Annotated in this window: 16 protein-coding genes; 5 read left to right on the top strand and 11 right to left on the bottom strand. The window is 61.8% G+C overall.

What is annotated here, in order from left to right; translation table 11 throughout:
- Window positions 1-59: 59 nt before the first annotated feature.
- The 10 genes from pgi to dksA form a co-directional block, all read right to left on the bottom strand.
- On the bottom strand, window positions 60-1,724 hold the full coding sequence (gene pgi, locus K3819_RS24715; RefSeq protein ID WP_011335972.1) for a glucose-6-phosphate isomerase: 1,665 nt from the start codon (window positions 1,722-1,724) through the stop codon (window positions 60-62).
- A 348-nt stretch (window positions 1,725-2,072) separates the two neighbouring features.
- Window positions 2,073-2,933: a pantoate--beta-alanine ligase gene (gene panC / locus K3819_RS24710; protein ID WP_221398113.1), complete on the bottom strand. Its 861-nt coding sequence runs from the start codon at window positions 2,931-2,933 to the stop codon at window positions 2,073-2,075.
- The gene (gene panB, locus K3819_RS24705; RefSeq protein ID WP_039771642.1) at window positions 2,930-3,730 is read right to left on the bottom strand and encodes a 3-methyl-2-oxobutanoate hydroxymethyltransferase; all 801 of its coding nucleotides are present in this window, start codon (window positions 3,728-3,730) and stop codon (window positions 2,930-2,932) included. The genes panC and panB overlap by 4 nt, the downstream gene beginning before the upstream one ends.
- Before the next feature lie 397 nt (window positions 3,731-4,127).
- The gene (folK, locus tag K3819_RS24700; RefSeq protein ID WP_085612638.1) at window positions 4,128-4,613 is read right to left on the bottom strand and encodes a 2-amino-4-hydroxy-6-hydroxymethyldihydropteridine diphosphokinase; all 486 of its coding nucleotides are present in this window, start codon (window positions 4,611-4,613) and stop codon (window positions 4,128-4,130) included.
- Between the two features lie 3 nt (window positions 4,614-4,616).
- Window positions 4,617-6,017 carry a polynucleotide adenylyltransferase PcnB gene (locus K3819_RS24695; RefSeq protein WP_221398112.1) on the bottom strand — a complete coding sequence of 467 codons (1,401 nt, stop codon included), beginning with the start codon at window positions 6,015-6,017 and terminating at the stop codon, window positions 4,617-4,619.
- 734 nt (window positions 6,018-6,751) lie between these two features.
- Entirely contained in the window at window positions 6,752-8,188 is a 1,437-nt protein-coding gene (locus K3819_RS24690) for a sigma-54 dependent transcriptional regulator (protein ID WP_221398111.1), read from the bottom strand.
- 22 nt (window positions 8,189-8,210) lie between these two features.
- Window positions 8,211-11,165, bottom strand: coding sequence for a sensor histidine kinase (locus tag K3819_RS24685; protein ID WP_166742304.1), 2,955 nt, complete (start codon window positions 11,163-11,165; stop codon window positions 8,211-8,213).
- On the bottom strand, window positions 11,149-11,325 hold the full coding sequence (locus K3819_RS24680; protein ID WP_003176118.1) for a hypothetical protein: 177 nt from the start codon (window positions 11,323-11,325) through the stop codon (window positions 11,149-11,151). The genes K3819_RS24685 and K3819_RS24680 overlap by 17 nt, the downstream gene beginning before the upstream one ends.
- A gap of 77 nt (window positions 11,326-11,402) precedes the next feature.
- On the bottom strand, window positions 11,403-12,299 hold the full coding sequence (gluQRS, locus tag K3819_RS24675) for a tRNA glutamyl-Q(34) synthetase GluQRS (protein WP_085612642.1): 897 nt from the start codon (window positions 12,297-12,299) through the stop codon (window positions 11,403-11,405).
- Between the two features lie 82 nt (window positions 12,300-12,381).
- Window positions 12,382-12,825: an RNA polymerase-binding protein DksA gene (gene dksA, locus K3819_RS24670; RefSeq protein WP_039771633.1), complete on the bottom strand. Its 444-nt coding sequence runs from the start codon at window positions 12,823-12,825 to the stop codon at window positions 12,382-12,384.
- Between the two features lie 334 nt (window positions 12,826-13,159).
- Here dksA and K3819_RS24665 point away from each other — a divergent pair, with 334 nt between their 5' ends.
- Window positions 13,160-14,332 carry a pyridoxal phosphate-dependent aminotransferase gene (locus K3819_RS24665; RefSeq protein ID WP_221398110.1) on the top strand — a complete coding sequence of 391 codons (1,173 nt, stop codon included), beginning with the start codon at window positions 13,160-13,162 and terminating at the stop codon, window positions 14,330-14,332.
- Entirely contained in the window at window positions 14,332-15,045 is a 714-nt protein-coding gene (sfsA, locus tag K3819_RS24660) for a DNA/RNA nuclease SfsA (protein WP_221398109.1), read from the top strand. Before K3819_RS24665 ends, sfsA begins: the two co-directional genes overlap by 1 nt.
- Here sfsA and K3819_RS24655 read toward each other — a convergent pair.
- On the bottom strand, window positions 15,042-15,359 hold the full coding sequence (locus tag K3819_RS24655; protein ID WP_085612645.1) for a Rieske (2Fe-2S) protein: 318 nt from the start codon (window positions 15,357-15,359) through the stop codon (window positions 15,042-15,044). The genes sfsA and K3819_RS24655 overlap by 4 nt on opposite strands.
- A 162-nt stretch (window positions 15,360-15,521) precedes the next feature.
- Between K3819_RS24655 and K3819_RS24650 the strand changes: the two genes are divergently transcribed.
- From K3819_RS24650 to K3819_RS24640, 3 genes are read left to right on the top strand one after another with little or no spacing between them, the layout of a single operon-like run.
- Window positions 15,522-16,394: a hemin ABC transporter substrate-binding protein gene (locus K3819_RS24650; protein ID WP_221398108.1), complete on the top strand. Its 873-nt coding sequence runs from the start codon at window positions 15,522-15,524 to the stop codon at window positions 16,392-16,394.
- A 50-nt stretch (window positions 16,395-16,444) separates the two neighbouring features.
- Window positions 16,445-17,428, top strand: a complete 984-nt coding sequence (locus K3819_RS24645; protein ID WP_221399731.1) for an iron ABC transporter permease — start codon at window positions 16,445-16,447, stop codon at window positions 17,426-17,428.
- Window positions 17,428-18,195, top strand: a complete 768-nt coding sequence (locus K3819_RS24640; RefSeq protein WP_085612648.1) for a heme ABC transporter ATP-binding protein — start codon at window positions 17,428-17,430, stop codon at window positions 18,193-18,195. The genes K3819_RS24645 and K3819_RS24640 overlap by 1 nt, the downstream gene beginning before the upstream one ends.
- Window positions 18,196-18,208 lie beyond the last annotated feature (13 nt).

The following is an 18,208-nucleotide window of genomic DNA, read 5'->3' as shown; positions in this document are numbered from 1 at the left end:
GGGTTCAATACCTGTAAACAAACACCCCCTCATGGCGAGGGGGTGTGTTCGGGGCTGGATCAGCCGCGGTGACGGCCGCGGAAGTAGTTGATCAGGCCTTGGGTGGACGCGTCTTCGGCGGCGGTTTCTTCGCTGCCGACCAGACGGTTGTACACGCCCTTGCCCAGTTCCTTGCCCAGTTCCACGCCCCACTGGTCGAAGGCGTTGATGCCCCAGACCACGCTTTGCACGAAGACTTTGTGTTCGTACATCGCCACCAATGCGCCGAGACGGCGCGGGCTGATGCGCTCGACCACCAGGGTGTTGCTCGGACGGTTGCCCGGGATCACCTTGTGTGGTGCGAGTTTCTGCACCTGGTCCTCGCTCATGCCCTTGTCGCGCAGTTCCGCTTCGGCTTCCGGCAGGGTCTTGCCGAGCATCAGCGCCTGGCTCTGCGACAGGCAGTTGGCGTACAGCCATTGATGGTGGTCGGAGACCGGGTTGAAGCTGACGATCGGCACGATGAAGTCGGCCGGGATCAGTTGGGTGCCCTGGTGCAGCAGCTGGTGGTAGGCGTGCTGACCGTTGCAGCCAACGCCGCCCCAGATCACCGGCCCGGTATCGGTCGACACCGGGGTGCCGTCCTGACGCACGCTCTTGCCGTTCGATTCCATGTCCAGCTGTTGCAAGTGCTTGGTGATGTTACGCAGATAGTGGTCGTACGGCAGGATCGCATGGCTTTGCGCGCCCCAGAAGTTGCCGTACCACACGCCGAGCAGGGCCAGCAGCACCGGCATGTTCTGTTCGAACGGCGCGCTCTGGAAATGCTGGTCCATGGTGTAGGCACCGGACAGCAGTTCCTTGAAGTTGGACATGCCGATGGCCAGCGCGATTGGCAGACCGATGGCCGACCACAGCGAATAACGACCGCCGACCCAGTCCCACATCGGGAAGATGTTTTCTTCGCGGATACCGAAGGCCACGGCTGCCGCGTTGTTGCTCGATACGGCGATGAAGTGGCGATACAGCTCGGCTTCCGAACCACCCTGGGCCAGGTACCAGGCGCGTGCGGCCTGGGCGTTTTTCAGGGTTTCGAGGGTGTTGAACGATTTCGACGAAACGATGAACAGCGTGGTCTCGGCGCGCAGTTTTTGCGTCAGCTCGTGGAATTCGCTGCCGTCGATGTTCGCCAGATAGTGGCAACGCACGCCTTTCTGGGCGTAGGACAGCAGGGCTTCGGAGACCAGCTCGGGGCCGAGGAACGAACCACCGATGCCGATGTTCACCACGTCAGTGATCGGCTTCTCGGTGTAACCGCGCCACAGACCGTCGTGGATGCGGCCCACGAGATCGGTGATCTGGTTCAGCACCTTGTGTACTTCAGGCATCACGTTGACGCCGTTGACCGACAGCTTGTCGCCGACCGGGCGACGCAGGGCGGTGTGCAGCGCCGGGCGGCCTTCGGAGGAGTTGACGATTTCGCCGTCGAACAGCGCCTTGATCGCGCCCTTGAGATCGACTTCATTGGCCAGACCCACCAGCAGGTTGCGGGTCTCGGCGTTGATCAGATTCTTCGAATAGTCGAGAAACAGTCCGCAGCTGCTGAGAGTGAACTGATTGAAGCGCTGCGGATCGGCGTTGAAGGCTTCGCGCATGCTGAAATCCTGCATGGCTTGGCGGTGATCTTTCAACGCTTGCCAGGCAGGCAGAGCGGTAACGTCATGAGGAGTGCGGTAGTACGCCATCGCTGCGGTTTTCCTTTTTACTTGAACGGCCTTTTGAACTCTGAAAAGACCTCCCCGCCATGTTTGGGCGAGGGGGCAACTGCGTCGACACGATTACTTTGGCGCAGGGCGAATACAGTAAACCCAGCGCCGCGATCTGTCTTGGCTTTGTCTGACCTGTTTTCGGTACTTTTTTAACATTGATAACAGACGGGGCCGACAGACGGCGAGTAATGCGAGCAAGTCCCTGCTTTTGCGCGCAGTGGAACGGCGGGCAGTTTGCCCGATGGTCAGGTGCTCAGCAATACAGTCTGGAAGTGGGTACAGACGCTGTGGGAGCGGGGTTGCTTCCACAGCGTCTGCCGGTGTTCAGGCGGGGGTATCGAGATTCAGATGCAGGTTGTCGATCAACCGGGTGGTGCCGAGGAAGGCCGCGACCAGAATCACCAGATCACGATCTTCCGCCGTTGCCGGACGCAGGGTCAGGGCGTGGCGAATTTCCAGGTAATCCGGACGCAGGCCGGCGGCTTCCAGTTGCTGGCGTTGCGCCTGGATCAGGGCAGGGAAGTCGCGCTCGCCCTGCTTGATCGACTCGGCAATGCTGCTCAGGCTGCGATAGACCACCGGCGCCACGGCGCGCTGTTCTTCATTGAGGAAACCGTTGCGCGAGGACAGCGCCAGACCGTCGGCGGCGCGTACGGTCGGCTCGCCAATGATCTGGATTGGCATGTTCAGGTCGTGCACCAGCGCGCGGATCACTGCCAGTTGCTGGAAGTCTTTCTGGCCGAAGATCGCCAGGTCTGGCTGGACCATGTTGAACAGCTTGCTGACCACCGTCGCCACGCCTTCGAAATGCCCCGGACGGCTGGCGCCGCACAGGCCTTCGGACAGTTGCGGCACGCTGACCCGGGTCTGACCGGCCATGCCGTCGGGGTACATTTCCTCGACGGTCGGGGCGAACAGCAGATCGCATCCGGCTTCCAGCAGTTTTTCCTGATCCGCCGCGAGGGTGCGTGGGTACTTGTCGAGGTCTTCGCCGGCGCCGAACTGCAGCGGGTTGACGAAAATGCTCGCAACCACGAAGTCCACGCGCTGGGTGGCCTTGGTGATCAGCGCGATGTGGCCGCTGTGCAGGTTGCCCATGGTCGGCACGAAGCCGATGCGCTTGCCTTCACTGCGGGCGCGCGCCACGGCGGCGCGCAGTTCACGTACGGTTTTGACGGTGTTCATGCAGAGAATCCGTGTTCGATCCCGGGGAAAGTGGTGGCTTTGACTTCACTGACGTAAGCCTTCAGCGCGGACTGGATGCTGTCCTGACCCTGCATGAAGTTCTTCACGAACTTCGGCACGCGGCCGCTGATCGACAGGCCGAGCATGTCGTGCAGTACCAGCACCTGACCGTCGGTGTCGCTGCCGGCGCCAATGCCGATCACCGGAATCTTCACGGCCTGGCTGATTTCAGCTGCCAGTTCGCTCGGCACGCATTCGAGCAGCAGCATGGCTGCACCGGCCTGCTCCAGCGAGATCGCGTCGGCGCGCATCTGGCGAGCCTGGTTTTCGTTGCGACCCTGCACTTTATAGCCGCCGAGAATGTTCACGGCTTGCGGGGTCAGGCCCATGTGGGCGCAGACCGGCACACCGCGCTCGGCCAGCAGGCGGATCGAGTCCGCCAGCCACAAGGCGCCTTCGACCTTGACCATGTGCGCGCCGGCCTGCATCAGCAGGGCGCTGTTGGTCATGGTTTGTTCGAGGGTGGCGTTGGCCATGAACGGCAGGTCGGCCAGGATCAGGGCATCAGAGTTGCCGCGTTTGACGCTGGCAACGTGGTAGGCCATTTCTGCGGTGGTCACCGGCAGGGTGCTGTCGTGACCCTGCAGGACCATGCCGAGGGAGTCGCCCACCAGCAGCACTTCGACACCGGCCTCGTTGCAGGCGTGGGCGAAGGTCGCGTCATAGCAGGTCAGCATGGTGATCTTTTCACCTTTCTGCTTGAGGCTCTGGAGCGTGGTCAGGGTGATGGCTGGCATGTAAGAAATCCTCGTTCAGGCGCTTTGGAAACTACTGCGAGTAACGCGCGTGATTCGTCATCTATTCAGGCGCACGCTCTTTTGTCGTGCTTATAAGGCCTGGATTGCGCCCTTGTATGCCGGGTTGGCGGCAGCGGGACGCCTATAGTCGTGATGAGGCCTCAGGAAGTCAATTGCATGTGTTACCGCATTGTTACGAGGGGAGTGTTACCGGCGTTACTGATGCGATTCAGCGGGCCGGGGGGCCTGATCTGCGGTTTTTTTGTCCGACAAAAACCGGGATTTGGACAGGTCGATGTGGGAGCGGGCTTGCTCGCGAAGGCGTCGTGTCAGTCAGCATCTTATTGAGCTGATACACCGCATTCGCGAGCAAGCCCGCTCCCACAGGGGATAGATGTCAGGGGTGGGGAAGGCGTTCGAGGCCGACGAACGGGCAGGCGGCGAGAAGATCCGCAAGAGTGCGGCCATCGGCCAGACGCAGATCATCGGGAGCCAGTTCGGCCAGGGGATAGAGAACGAACGCGCGTTCCTGCATGTGGTAATGCGGGACTTTCAGGCGCGGTTCATCGATCAGGCGATCACCGAATAACAGAATGTCCAGATCCAGCGTGCGCGGGCCCCAGCGCTCCAGGCGTTCGCGGCCCTGATCGTTTTCGATGGCTTGCAAGGCATCGAGCAGATCCAGCGGGGCGAGCGCGCTGTCGAGCGCGGCAACCGCGTTGGTATAACGCGGTTGCCCCGGCAGCAGGGAGTCGCTTTGGTAGAAGGCAGACACGCCGACCAGTTCGGTATCGGGCAATTGCCCCAGCGCGTCGACCGCGCTGCGCAGTTGTTCGGCCGGGTCAGCCAGGTTGCTGCCCATGCCGATGTAAATGCGTTCCATGCCTTATTCGCCCGTGGCGCTCGGTGCGCCGGCGCGTTTGCGCTTGGAACCGCTGCTGCGGCGACGCTTGCGCGGTGCACCACTGGCGTCATCACCCTTGCCGCTGAGGTCACGGATCATGTCACGACGTTCGCTGTCGTTGGCGTCCTGATAATCGGTCCACCATTCGCCCAGGCCATCGGTCTGCTCGCCGGCGCTTTCACGCAACAGCAGGAAGTCGTAGCCGGCGCGGAAGCGCGGATTGTCCAGCAGCAGGTCGGCGCGTTTGCCGCTGCGGCGTGGCAGGCGTTCCTGCATGTCCCAGATCTCGCGGATCGGCATGGTGAAGCGTTTTGGAATTGCAATGCGCTGGCACTGTTCGGCGATCAGTTCGTGAGCGCCTTCCTGCATCGCCGGAATCGGCGGCATGCCGCGCTCTTGCAGACGCAACACGCGGGCCGGCAGGGCTGGCCACAGCAGGGCGGCAAACAGGAACGCCGGGGTCACCGGTTTGTTCTGCTTGATCCGCAAGTCGGTGTTGGTCAGTGCTTCGCTGATCAGCGTGTGGGTGTATTCCGGGTTGTGTTCCAGCGCATCGGCACTGGCCGGGAACAGCGGCGCGAACAGTTGCAGGTCGACCAGCATCTCGAAGGTGATGGCGCCGTGACCGGAGAGGAACAGCTTGAGCACTTCCTCGAACAGGCGGGCTGGTGGGATTTCGCGCAGCATCGGTGCCAGCTCGCGGATCGGCTGGACGGTGTGCTTTTCGATACCGAAATTGAGCTTGGCGGCGAAACGCACGGCCCGCAGCATCCGCACCGGGTCTTCCTGGTAACGTTTCTTTGGGTCGCCGATCAGGCGGATCAGGTGGTTGCGGATGTCGTGTACGCCGTTGGCGTAGTCGAGGATGCGCTCGCTGACCGGATCGTAATACAGGGCGTTGATGGTGAAGTCGCGGCGCTGCGCGTCTTCTTCCAGGGTGCCGTAGACGTTGTCACGCAGAATGCGCCCGCTCTCGTTGCGCGAGGACTGGTTGCTGTCTTCGTCGTCTTCGTTTTGCGGGTGATTGGCGCGGAAGGTCGCGACTTCAATGATTTCGCGGCCGAAATGGATGTGTACCAGCTTGAAGCGGCGACCGATGATCCGCGCATTGCGGAATTCGGCGCGGACCTGCTCGGGGGTGGCGCTGGTGGCGACGTCGAAGTCTTTGGGCGTGATGCCCAGCAGCATGTCTCGCACGCAACCGCCAACCAGGTAGGCCTGGTAGCCGGCGCCCTGCAGACGTTCGACGATGTTGACCGCGTACCGGCTGAATTGCGCCTTTTGCAGCGAATGTTGGCCGCTGTTGAGGACTTCAGGCGTGCTACGGATGTGTTGCGTACGACGCAGGGGAGTTCGGAATGACTGGAACAGCTTCTTCAGCATGGGATGCACTGTTTGAAGGAATGTTCGGCCATACCAGAGAATGACCGCATGATGGGCCGGGATTCTAGCATTTAGTCGAGGGATGGTGTAGGACGCTGCCGTTTTGCGCTGCAAGCCGCGGGCTAGAGGGGTGTGGGAGTGTGGTGGAGGAGAGATTTACCGTAAGGGAGAAACTACAAGGGGAGCCGAAGCTCCCCAAGAAGTAGTTGCGTGCTCTTTTTATTATTGATTCGGGCTTCTTGTTTTTGTTGAGTGCCCTCGTCATGAAGCTTTTCCTTCATGACCCTCCCAATCGGGAGCCAAGAGCAAACGGATTGCTTTGGTCGCTGTGTTGCAGTGATCTTGCGATCCAACCAGTACAGGCTCTGTCTTAAGACAGTTTTTGTTGTTCTCGGCCTGGTCGTGGGGCTAGCCCCAAATACAACGCCTCTCCAAAAGAATCAGTTAGCTGCGCCTCTCGCCGTCTTGTTTTTATTGTGCGTGAGTCGATTCGTCTTATTTTTATTGTCTTGTGCATTGCTTGTTATTGTTCTTGTACCAAACATATAGCAGGTGCCGTGCCAACTTTTGCGAACCCCAATAAAACAAGGGGTTAGGTCGATATAACCGTTTTCGCAGGGCGAAAAAAAGCCGGGGTTTCGTTACCGATAATCCCGGCTTCTGTTACGTGAAAAGACTGAGGTAACAGTTTTTTCACTTCTTTAGCGGTTACCCGCACACTCGACAGGTAACGTTCAGCTCTCGCTGGCGACCCCGGTCTTGCGCCGCGGAATGCCCAGACGCTGACGGCGTTCCCACAGGCATTTGCGGCTGACGCCCAGTTTGCGCGCCAGTTCGGTCTCGGTCATGTGGTCCTGATGCTCGAGCACGAAATGCTGGAAGTAGTCTTCCAGTGACAGGTCTTCGGTCGGTTCGTGGCTGCTGTTGCTGGCGTTACCGGCCGGTTGCGCCGGCAGGCCGATGAATTCGTCGTCCTCCAGATCGCCCAGTTCGATGTCGATCCCCAGCAGGTCGGCAGAGATTTCCGGGCTTTCGCTCAGAATCACCGCGCGCTCGACGGCGTTTTCCAACTCCCGCACGTTACCCGGCCAGGAATAGTGCCGGATCGCCTGTTCGGCATCGGCGGCAAATTTCAGGTCGGTGCGGTTGATGCGCGCGCTCTGACGAGCGAGGAACGCATTGGCGATTTCGTTGACGTCGGCGCCGCGCTCGCGCAGGGCCGGCAGTTTCAACGCGATCACGTGGAGGCGGTAGTACAAGTCTTCACGGAACTGGCCGATTTTCGCCAGGCTCTTGAGGTCACGGTGGGTCGCCGCGATCAAGCGGACATCGACTTTCTGTGACTGGACCGAGCCCACCCGGCGAATTTCGCCTTCCTGCAACACGCGCAGCAGGCGAGCCTGGGCTTCCAGTGGCAACTCGCCGATTTCGTCGAGGAACAGCGTGCCGCCGTCCGCCGCTTCCACCAGACCGGCGCGACCGGCGCTGGCACCGGTGAACGCACCTTTCTCGTGACCGAACAGTTCGGACTCGATCAGGCTTTCCGGAATGGCGGCGCAGTTCACCGAGATCATCGGCGCCTTGGCGCGTTTCGACAGGTTGTGCAGGGCGCGGGCCACCAGCTCTTTACCGGTGCCGGACTCACCCTGGATCAGTACGTTGGAATCGGTCGGCGCGACTTTACGGATCTTGCCGTAAAGATCCTGCATCGGCGGACACGAGCCGATAATGCCGATTTCGCCATTACTGTTGTCGATGGCGGATTTGCCGCTGCTATTGGCCGATTTGGCCGGAGCTACTTCGCCGGCGGCAGGCGCCGACTGGCGATCACGCAGGATACGCGCGACAGCCTGAAGCATTTCATCGTGGTCGAAAGGCTTGGCGATGTAGTCCACCGCGCCCATCTTCATCGAGTCGACCGCCGAGCGCAGGCTGGCGTAGCTGGTCATGATCAGCACCGGCGTGCCTTGGCCGAGCTTGATCAGCTCGGTGCCGGGAGCGCCCGGTAGTCGCAGGTCGCTGACGATCAGATCGAATGTGGGAATACTGAAGCGTTCTTGTGCTTCCTGCACTGAACCGGCTTCGCTGACCTGGTACTGGTTGCGTTCCAGCAGGCGGCGCAAGGCGGAGCGGATAATGGTTTCGTCTTCGACGATCAAAATGTGCGGCATTGATTCGATACTCTCGACGGTCTCAGTTCACAGCGGACGTCGCTTCGACATGGCGCGGCAATGTCACCCGGATACGGGTGCCGCGCTGGCTCTGAACATCAGCCGGGCTGTCGATGGTGATTTGTCCATAATGCTCTTCAACGATGGAATAGACCAGTGCAAGGCCCAGACCGGTGCCTTCGCCAGGATCCTTGGTGGTGAAGAAGGGTTCGAACAATCGGTCCATGATGCTCGACGGAATACCGCTGCCTTCGTCTTCGACGATCAGATCGACCGTGTGTTCGCCGGCTTCGCTCTTGACCCGCACCGCGCTGCCGGCAGGCGAGGCGTCGCGGGCGTTGGAGAGCAGATTGATCAGCACCTGGGCGAGCCGCTGCGGATCGCCTTCGACCCAGTGATCGGGATCGCACAGGTTATAGAACTGGACTTCGAAATTGCGCCGGTTCAGGGCCAGCAGGCCGATGGCGTCCTGGGCCACTTCCGCCAGACAGACGGGCTCGTCGCTGTGCTGATGGCTGCCGGCGTGGGCGAAGCTCATCAAGGACTGGACGATGCGTGACACGCGTTTGGTCTGTTCGAGGATCTGGCCGCTGATTTCCGTCAGCTCACCGTCCTCTTCGCGCTCTTCGCGCAGGTTTTGCGCGAGACAGGCGATGCCGGTGATCGGGTTGCCGATTTCGTGGGCCACACCCGCCGCGAGTCGGCCGATGCTGGCCAGGCGCTCGGAATGCACCAGTTTGTCTTCGAGCATTTGGGTTTCGGTCAGGTCTTCCACCAGCAACACCAGGCCGCTGTTGCCCGGTGCCAGCGGCTCGTCGATCGCCGCTTTGTGCAGGTTCAGCCAACGGGTCTGGCCGTCGAGGGCCAAATGCTGTTTGTGCAAATGCTCATCCGGCAGATGGATGAAGCCTTGCAGCAGGTCTTTCCACGGATTGGCGATGGTACTCAGGCGCGAGCCGACCACCCGTTGCGCAGCAATTCCGGTCAGCTCTTCCATGGCCTTGTTCCACATCAGGATCTCCTGATCCTTGGCCAGCGAGCAGACGCCCATCGGCAGCTCTTGCAGGGTCTGACGGTGGTAGCGGCGCAAGGCGTCGAGCTCGGCAGCGAGGCCGGTGAGGCGCGAGTGATAATCCTCGAGGCGGCTTTCGATGAAGTGGATGTCTTCGGTGACGTAGTTTTCACCGCCAGCCTTGTACGGCAGAAAAGTTTCCACCATGTCCTGGGCGACGCTCGGGCCCATCAGGCCGGAGAGGTTGGCTTCGATCCTGTCACGCAGGCGGCGCAAGGCATAAGGGCGGCGCTCGTCGAATGGCAGATAAAGGTCGCGCAGGGCCTGTTCGACTTCTTTCTGGGCAGCCTTGGCGCCCAGCGGCTTGGCCAGTTGCGTGGCGAATTCCTGCGGGGAGGCTGCGTGCAATTCGCGGCGTTGCGGGCGACGTACGTTGTCCACCGCGCAGGCTTCGGCGGCGCTGGCTTCTTCGGGGCTGGCATTGGTGAACAGCGAAATCAGCGTGAACATCAGCACGTTGGCCGCCAGCGAGGCGATGGCCGCCATGTGCCAACTGGTGTCGTCCAGTACGTAGATCATGTTCAGCAGCGGAATATAGAAACCCTGCAGATTGCCGACCAGCGGCAACAGCATGGTCACGACCCACACGACAATCCCCGCCAGCAGACCGGCGATGAAGCCTCGGCGATTGGCGGTCGGCCAGTACAGCACCGACAGCACGCCCGGCAGGAATTGCAGGGTCGCGACGAAGGCGACGATGCCGAGGTTGGCCAGATCCTGCTCGGCGCCGAGCATCAGGTAGAAGCAGAAACCGGCCATGATGATCGCGACGATCAGCGCCCGGCGGGTCCATTTCAGCCAGCGATAGATATTGCCTTCGGCCGGCGGCTGGTAGAGCGGCAGCACCAGATGGTTCAGGGCCATGCCCGACAGGGCCAGCGTGGTGACGATGATCAGGCCGCTGGCCGCCGACAGACCGCCGACATACGCCAGCAATGCCAGCGATTTGCTGTTGGCGGCGATGCCGATGCCGAGGGTGAAGTATTCCGGATTGGTCGTGGCGCCGAGTTTCAGGCCGGCCCAGAGAATCAGCGGCACCGCCAAGCTCATCAACAGCAGGAACAGCGGCAGGCCCCAGCTTGCGCTGACCAGTGAGCGCGGGTTGAGGTTTTCAGTGAAGGTCATGTGATACATGTGCGGCATCACGATCGCCGAGGCGAAAAACACCAGCAGCAACGTGCGCCACGGGCCTTCCTGCAACGGCGTGTGCAGGGCGGCGAGGGCGGTCTGATTCTGCAACAGCCACAGTTCAAGCTGTTGCGGGCCGTCGAATACGCCGTATAGCGCGTAGAGGCCGACGCCGCCAAGGGCCACCAGTTTGATCACCGATTCGAAGGCAATCGCGAATACCAGCCCTTCGTGCTTTTCACGGGTGGCGATGTGACGGGAGCCGAAGAAGATCGTGAACAGAATGATCAGCGCACAGAATGCCAGGGCGACGCGATTCTGCACCGGTTCGCCGGTGAGGATGCCAATCGAGTCGGCCACCGCCTGAATCTGCAACGCCAGCAACGGCAAGACGCCGATCAGCATGAAAATCGTGGTCAGCGCACCGGCCCAGGTGCTGCGAAAGCGGAAGGCGAACAGGTCCGCCAGCGACGACAGTTGATAAGTGCGGGTGATCTTGAGGATCGGGTACAGCAGCACCGGCGCCAGCAGGAACGCGCCGGACACCCCGAGATAACTGGACAGAAAGCCATAGCCGTACTGATAGGCCAGACCCACCGTGCCATAGAACGCCCACGCGCTGGCGTAAACCCCCAGCGACAGGGTGTAGGTCAGCGGATGGCGAATGATCGCCCGCGGGATCATGCCCCGTTCACTGATCCAGGCCACGCCGAACAGCGCGGCCAGGTAGGCGGCGCTGATCAGCAGCATCTGGGTCAGGCTAAAGCTCATCGGCATCTTTTTGGCTCTGCAGGATGAAGGTCACGACAATCAGGATCAGCCAGAGCAGATAAGGGCGATACCAGGCGCCCGTCGCGTCGATCCACCAATCCATGATGGCGGGGGAGAACAGGTAGATCCCGACGACCAGAAGCAGGACCAAGCGATAGATGTACATCCCGGCCTCTCTTTTTTATGCGCGTGCCCGAAAACGTGCGGCGATGGTAACGGATGGGCGCGCCACTGCAAGTGTCGTCACAGCAGTTGCGCTTCGGGCAGGGTCAGTGTGCGCGGGATCTTCGTCGCGTCCCAGTGGGCACTACCCCATTTCAGCAGCTCTTGCGGCGAGGCGTGGGCCAGTTCGGGCCCCGGGTTTTGCCCCAATGCACGCAGGGCCCGCAGCAACAATGGCGTGGCCTGATCGGCTTCCAGCGGTGGAGAGCGATAGGACTTGCCGAGCTTGTTGCCGTCCGGCTGGGTGATCAATGGCAGATGCAGGTAGCGCGGTTGGCGCAGGCCCAGCAGTTCTTGCAGATAGAGCTGGCGCGGCGTGGAGTCGAGCAGATCGGCGCCGCGCACGATATCGGTGATGCCCTGCCAGGCGTCGTCCAGCACCACCGCCAGTTGGTAGGCGTAGAGACCGTCGCGGCGGCGGATCACGAAATCACCCACGTCGCGGCCCAGATGCTGGCGGTATTCGCCCTGCACCCGGTCGATGAAGTGGTATTCCAACTCCGGCACGCGCAGGCGAATCGCCGCGTCTTCCTGGCCATGGCCGGCATTGCGGCACAGTCCCGGATAAATGCCGTGGTATGGCTCCAATTGTTTGCGCGAGCAGGTGCAGGCGTAGGCGAGGCCGTGATTGAACAGGCTGTCGAGCACTTGCGCGTAGGCCTCGTGCCGATCGCTCTGGCGAACCATCTCGCCGTCCCATTCGAAGCCATAGCTTTCCAGCGCCTTGAGAATCGCCGCTTGCGCGCCTGGCTCTTCACGGGGCGGATCGAGGTCTTCCATGCGCACCAGCCAGCGACCGCCCACCGAGCGTGCGTCCAGATAAGAGGCCAGGGCGGCAACCAGCGAACCGAAGTGCAGGTGCCCGCTGGGGGTCGGGGCGAAGCGGCCAATATAGGCGGGGGAGGTGTTGGCAGTCATGAGGGCGATGTTACTTGAGAGTCAAAAACAGCAGAAACAAAAACGGAGCGTTCGCACGCTCCGTTTTTCGTTCAGGCCGGGATTATTTGCCGACCTGCTTTTCCTTGATTTCCGCCAGGTTCTTGCAGTCGACGCACATGTCGGCAGTCGGACGGGCCTCGAGGCGCTTGACGCCGATCTCGATGCCGCAAGAGTCGCACCAGCCGTACTCTTCGTCTTCGATCAGTTGCAGGGTCTTGTCGATCTTCTTGATCAGTTTGCGCTCGCGGTCGCGGGCGCGCAGCTCGAGGGCGAACTCTTCTTCCTGGCTGGCACGGTCGGCCGGATCAGGAAAGTTGGCCGCTTCGTCTTTCATGTGATCAACAGTGCGGTCGACTTCCTGCATCAAGTCGAGTTTCCACTTGGTCAGGATCTTGGTGAAGTGCGCACGCATAGGCGCGCCCATGTACTCTTCGCCCTCTTTAGGGACGTAAGGTTCGAAACCGCTGAGTGTCTGACTTGCCTGTTGCTTTGCTTGGGTGGGCATGAAATGGACCGCCTCTACTCTTGTAATCCATTGCGCAGGATTGCTCCATCACCGACACCTGCCGGCCCTGCGGCTGCAAGCGGGCGAACTTACCAGATCAATTCGACCCGCGCTACTCCCGGATGTCGAGCGCGTGGCCGATGGGGCTTGCAAATGTTTGCCAAGCCATGTCCGGCGGTGCTGCAAACCTGCTCAATCACTGATTTTAGTCAATCCTGGAGCGTACGCGCGGGGCGTTACAGTCCAGTGTTCTTGAGGCTGTGACCGCTGCGGGTTCTCGCTCGTTCCGGCAGATGGGTAGAATCGTTTCTTTTCCCTCGTTGAAGGAAGGCCAATGGCTCAGCCCTACAGTGCGCGCAGTCGTGCGATCGAACCGTTCCATGTCATGGCGTTGCTGGCGCGGGCCAATGAATTGCAGGCCGCCGGCCACGACGTGATCCACCTGGAAATCGGCGAACCGGACTTCACCACCGCCGAGCCGATCATTCGCGCCGGCCAGCAAGCCCTGACGGCGGGGAAAACCCGCTACACCGCGGCCCGTGGCATTCCCGAACTGCGCGAGGCGATTTCCGGTTTCTATCAAACGCGCTACGGCCTGAACATCGATCCTCGACGGATTCTCATCACCCCCGGCGGTTCCGGGGCGTTGCTGCTGGCCAGTGCGTTGCTGGTGGATCCGGGCAAGCACTGGCTGCTGGCCGACCCCGGCTATCCTTGCAACCGGCACTTTTTGCGTTTGGTCGAGGGCGCGGCGCAGCTTGTACCGGTGGGCCCGGACGTGCGTTATCAGCTGACGCCGGACCTGGTGGCACGCCACTGGGACCACGACAGCGTCGGTGCGCTGGTTGCCTCGCCGGCCAACCCGACCGGTACGATTCTGACCCGCGATGAGCTGGCCGGATTATCCACAGCCATCAAGGCGCGTCACGGGCATCTGGTGGTGGACGAGATCTACCATGGCCTGACTTATGGCACCGACGCCGCCAGTGTGCTGGAAGTGGACGACAGCGCCTTTGTCCTCAACAGTTTCTCCAAATATTTCGGCATGACCGGGTGGCGCCTCGGCTGGCTGGTGGCGCCGGATGCCGCCGTCAGTGAGCTGGAAAAGCTCGCGCAGAACCTCTACATCAGCGCGCCAAGCATGGCCCAACACGCAGCGCTGGCCTGTTTTGAACCGGACACCATCGCGATTTTCGAAGAGCGCCGCGCCGAATTCGGCCGTCGCCGTGACTTTCTGCTGCCAGCATTGCGGGAGCTGGGCTTCAACATTGCCGTGGAGCCGGAAGGCGCGTTCTATTTGTATGCCGATATCAGCCAGTTCGGCGGCGATGCCTTCGCGTTCTGCCGGCATTTCCTCGAAACCGAACACGTGGCATTCACTCCGGGGCTGGATTTCGGCCGCTATCAGGCCGGTCATCACGTGCGCTTTGCCTACACGCAAAACCTCCCACGCCTACAGGAAGCGGTAGAACGTATCGCCCGTGGCTTGAAGAGCTGGCAAGGCTGATGCGCTTTCATCCTCCGCTCGAAGAAGGCCGATTGATCCGCCGTTACAAGCGTTTTCTCGCCGATATCGAAACCGTTGGCGGCGAATTGCTGACCATTCACTGCCCGAACACCGGCTCGATGCTCAATTGCCAGGTCGAGGGCGGGCAGGTCTGGTTCAGCCGCTCCACAGATCCGAAACGCAAACTGCCCGGCACCTGGGAAGTCGGCGAAACCCCGCAGGGACGGCTGTTTTGTGTCAACACCGGGCGCGCCAACGCTCTGGTCGAAGAAGCCTTGCAGGCCGGCGTCATCAGTGAGCTGAACGGTTTTACCGGGCTCAAGCGTGAAGTGGCGTACGGGCAGGAAAAGAGCCGGATCGATTTTCGCCTCGACTACCCGACGGGCTCGGCCTACATCGAAGTGAAGAGCGTCACTCTGGGTTTCGACGGCACGGCGATTGCGGCATTTCCCGATGCAGTGACCCAGCGCGGCGCCAAGCATTTGCGTGAGCTGGCGCATCTGGCCCGGGACGGGATTCGCGCGGTGCAGTTGTACTGCGTCAATCTCACGGGTGTCGAAGCGGTGCGCCCGGCCGAGGAAATCGACTCGGCCTACGCCGCTGCGCTACGTGAGGCGGTGGCGTGCGGGGTCGAGGTCCTGGCGTACGGCGTGCGGTTGAGCCATGAAGAGATGGTGATCGACAGGCGCCTGGACGTGCTGCTCAACGGTTAAACGTCGATCCACAGCCCTTGCGCGTCTTCATGACAAGGGATGGCCGTCAGCGATTGTCCGGCGCAGGGGCCGGCGACGCATTCTCCGTCTTCGATCAGAAACAGTGCGCCGTGGGTGGCGCATTGGATCAGGCTGTTGCTGGGGTCGAGAAACTGGTCGGGATGCCATTCCAGACCGACGCCCCGATGCGGACAGCGATTGAGATAGACATACGCCTGCCCCGCGCGGCGCACAGCCAACAGTTTTTTCCCGTCGATATCGAAACCGCGACTGCCGCCCTCAACCAGGTCGGCGCCCGCGCAAAGAAACTTCATGGCTATCCTCAAGTGTCGGCTCGTGTCCGGATATGTCCGAGCTTGACGTTCAAATGCAAACAATTATCAAATGGTCGCCTTCGCCCGTGGCGAGGTGATCGCTGCCGAGGATACTTGGCCTGCCGTTCCGGTGCCCGGAAAAACCTTTCAAGGAAGCTGTCTATGCGCCTGAGTACCCGCGTTGCCGTGCTGTGTGTCGGACTTTGGGTCAGCCACCAGGCTGCAGCGGCCGAGTTGCCGCAACGTTGGGTCAGCGCCGGCGGTGCGTTGTCGGAGTGGGTCAGTGCGCTGGGCGGCGAGGCCAAACTGGTGGGCGTCGACACCACCAGCCAGCATCCGCAATCCCTCAAGTCCCTGCCGAGCATCGGCTACCAGCGCAGCCTGTCGGCCGAAGGCATCCTCAGCCTGCGCCCGGACATTCTGATCGGCACCGAAGAAATGGGCCCGCCGCCAGTGATCTCCCAGGTTCGCAGCGCCAAGGTGCGGGTGGAATTGTTCTCGGCTCAGCCGGATCTGCCGACGCTGGAGAAAAACGTTACTCATCTGGGGCAGTTGCTGGGGGCCGAAAGCCAGGCCGTGCAATTGCTGCACAGTTATCAACAGCAACTCGATGCTCAGAAGGCATGTGTGGTTGCGGTGCAATCAAAGCAGAAAGCACCGGGCGTGCTGTTGCTGCTCGGCCATGCCGGCGGCAAACCACTGATCGCCGGCAAGGACACCGCCGCCGATTGGCTGCTGCAGCAGGCGGGCGGGCATAACCTCGCGACCCACACCGGTTACAAGCCGTTTTCCGTGGAATCCCTGGCCAGTCTTGATCCTGAAGTGCTGGTGTTCGCTGACCGTGCGCTGACCGGCGAGGCGGCAAAAGCGGCGTTGTTCAAGGAAAACCCGATCCTCAATTCCAGCCGTGCCGCCAAGACCGGCCGTGTGCTGGAGCTGGATCCGACGCTGCTGGTGGGCGGACTCGGGCCGCGTTTGCCGGCTGCGCTGAAGACTCTGTCTGACGATTTCTATCCGGCCTCGAGCGGCCAATGACCACCCTGGTCAAACCCCGTGGCTTGTTCATCGGCCTGATCCTGCTGTGTCTGCTGGCGATCTGGCTGTCTCTGGCATTGGGGCCGGTCAGTCTGCCGTTGTTCGATACCTTGCGCGCTGCGCTGCGCATGATCGGTGTGCCGCTGGCGCCGGACGGGCTGGAGCAGGCTGAACTGATTCTCGGGCAGATTCGTCTGCCGCGTACGATGCTCGGGCTGGCAGTCGGCGGCGTGCTTGCCCTGTCCGGTGTGGCGATGCAGGGGCTGTTTCGCAATCCGCTGGCCGATCCGGGGTTGGTGGGGGTCTCCAGTGGCGCGGCGCTGGGCGCGGCGGTGGCGATCGTCGGCGGCTCGTTTTTTGGCGGGCTGCCAGAGTGGTTCGGGCCTTATCTGCTGTCGGTTTGTGCGTTTCTCGGTGGCCTTGGCGTAACTGCGCTGGTCTATCGACTCGGCCGCCGCAACGGGCAGACCAACGTGGCGACCATGTTGCTGGCGGGGATTGCCCTGACCGCGCTGGCCAGTTCGGCGGTGGGGCTGTTTACCTATCTGGCCGACGACGCCACATTGCGCACGTTGACGTTCTGGAACCTGGGCAGCCTTAACGGCGCGCGCTATGCGCGGTTGTGGCCGCTGCTGATCATCACTGCCGGTGTTGCACTTTGGCTTCCGCGTCGGGCGACGGCACTCAATGCATTGTTGCTCGGCGAGTCGGAAGCCGGGCATCTGGGGATCGATGTCGAACGGCTCAAGCGCGAGCTGGTGTTTTGCACGGCGCTGGGTGTCGGTGCGGCGGTGGCGGCGGCAGGGATGATCGGTTTCGTCGGGCTGGTGGTGCCGCATCTGGTGCGCTTGCTCGCCGGGCCGGATCACCGGGTATTGCTGCCGGCGTCGGTGCTGGCCGGCGCCAGTCTGTTGCTGCTGGCGGATCTGGTTGCACGTCTGGCACTGGCGCCGGCAGAGTTGCCGATCGGTATCGTCACCGCATTCATCGGCGCGCCGTTCTTCCTTTATCTGTTGCTGCGAGGGCGTGCCTGATGCTGCGTGCGCACAATCTGCACATCCGCCGTGGCCGCAAGACCGTTCTGGCCGATGTCAGCCTGCAACTCGAACCGGGCGAAGTGCTTGGCGTGTTGGGGCCGAATGGCGCCGGTAAAAGTACCTTGCTCGGCGCGTTGTGCGGTGAGTTGAGCGCGCACGAGGGGGAAGTGCTGCTGGACGGTGAGGCCTTGAGTCATTGGAGAGGCACTCAGCGCGCCCAGCGGCTGGCGGTGCTGCCGCAGGTGTCGACCCTGGATTTCGCCTTTCGTGTTGAGGAAGTGGTCGGCATGGGGCGTCTGCCTTATCAGAGCGGGCGGGTGCGCGACGACGAGATCGTCGCTGCCGCATTACGGGCGGCCGATGCCGGACACCTGAGTGGCCGCAGTTATCTGGCGCTGTCCGGCGGCGAGCGTCAACGGGTGCATCTGGCGCGGGTGCTGGCGCAACTCTGGCCGGGGCAGGCGGGGCAGACTCTGCTGCTTGATGAGCCGACCTCGATGCTTGATCCGTTGCATCAACACACGACGCTGCAAGCGGTGCGCGAATTTGCCGATCGCGGCGCGGCGGTGCTGGTGATCCTGCATGATCTGAATCTGGCGGCGCGCTATTGTGATCGCATCCTGCTGCTGGAAGGCGGGCGCCCGGTTGCGCTGGGCACGCCGCAGCAGGTATTGCGTCCGGAATCGCTGAAGGCGGTGTTCGGTCTGGAAGTGCTGGTGCAGCCGCACCCGGAGCGCGGGCATCCGCTGATCATCGCCCGCTGATTTCGTCATCGAG

Origin of the sequence: Pseudomonas sp. 3-2, assembly GCF_019710535.1 — a bacterium.
Taxonomy (GTDB): Bacteria; Pseudomonadota; Gammaproteobacteria; order Pseudomonadales; family Pseudomonadaceae; genus Aquipseudomonas; species Aquipseudomonas pharyngis.
This window is presented reverse-complemented; position numbering and strand designations above follow the sequence as displayed.

Coding starts and splice junctions, on each gene's coding strand:
- pgi (WP_011335972.1), bottom strand. CDS start 1,724: ATGGCGTACTACCGCACTCCTCATGACGTTACCGCTCTGCCTGCCTGG.
- panC (WP_221398113.1), bottom strand. CDS start 2,933: ATGAACACCGTCAAAACCGTACGTGAACTGCGCGCCGCCGTGGCGCGC.
- panB (WP_039771642.1), bottom strand. CDS start 3,730: ATGCCAGCCATCACCCTGACCACGCTCCAGAGCCTCAAGCAGAAAGGT.
- folK (WP_085612638.1), bottom strand. CDS start 4,613: ATGGAACGCATTTACATCGGCATGGGCAGCAACCTGGCTGACCCGGCC.
- K3819_RS24695 (WP_221398112.1), bottom strand. CDS start 6,017: ATGCTGAAGAAGCTGTTCCAGTCATTCCGAACTCCCCTGCGTCGTACG.
- K3819_RS24690 (WP_221398111.1), bottom strand. CDS start 8,188: ATGCCGCACATTTTGATCGTCGAAGACGAAACCATTATCCGCTCCGCC.
- K3819_RS24685 (WP_166742304.1), bottom strand. CDS start 11,165: ATGCCGATGAGCTTTAGCCTGACCCAGATGCTGCTGATCAGCGCCGCC.
- K3819_RS24680 (WP_003176118.1), bottom strand. CDS start 11,325: ATGTACATCTATCGCTTGGTCCTGCTTCTGGTCGTCGGGATCTACCTG.
- gluQRS (WP_085612642.1), bottom strand. CDS start 12,299: ATGACTGCCAACACCTCCCCCGCCTATATTGGCCGCTTCGCCCCGACC.
- dksA (WP_039771633.1), bottom strand. CDS start 12,825: ATGCCCACCCAAGCAAAGCAACAGGCAAGTCAGACACTCAGCGGTTTC.
- K3819_RS24665 (WP_221398110.1), top strand. CDS start 13,160: ATGGCTCAGCCCTACAGTGCGCGCAGTCGTGCGATCGAACCGTTCCAT.
- sfsA (WP_221398109.1), top strand. CDS start 14,332: ATGCGCTTTCATCCTCCGCTCGAAGAAGGCCGATTGATCCGCCGTTAC.
- K3819_RS24655 (WP_085612645.1), bottom strand. CDS start 15,359: ATGAAGTTTCTTTGCGCGGGCGCCGACCTGGTTGAGGGCGGCAGTCGC.
- K3819_RS24650 (WP_221398108.1), top strand. CDS start 15,522: ATGCGCCTGAGTACCCGCGTTGCCGTGCTGTGTGTCGGACTTTGGGTC.
- K3819_RS24640 (WP_085612648.1), top strand. CDS start 17,428: ATGCTGCGTGCGCACAATCTGCACATCCGCCGTGGCCGCAAGACCGTT.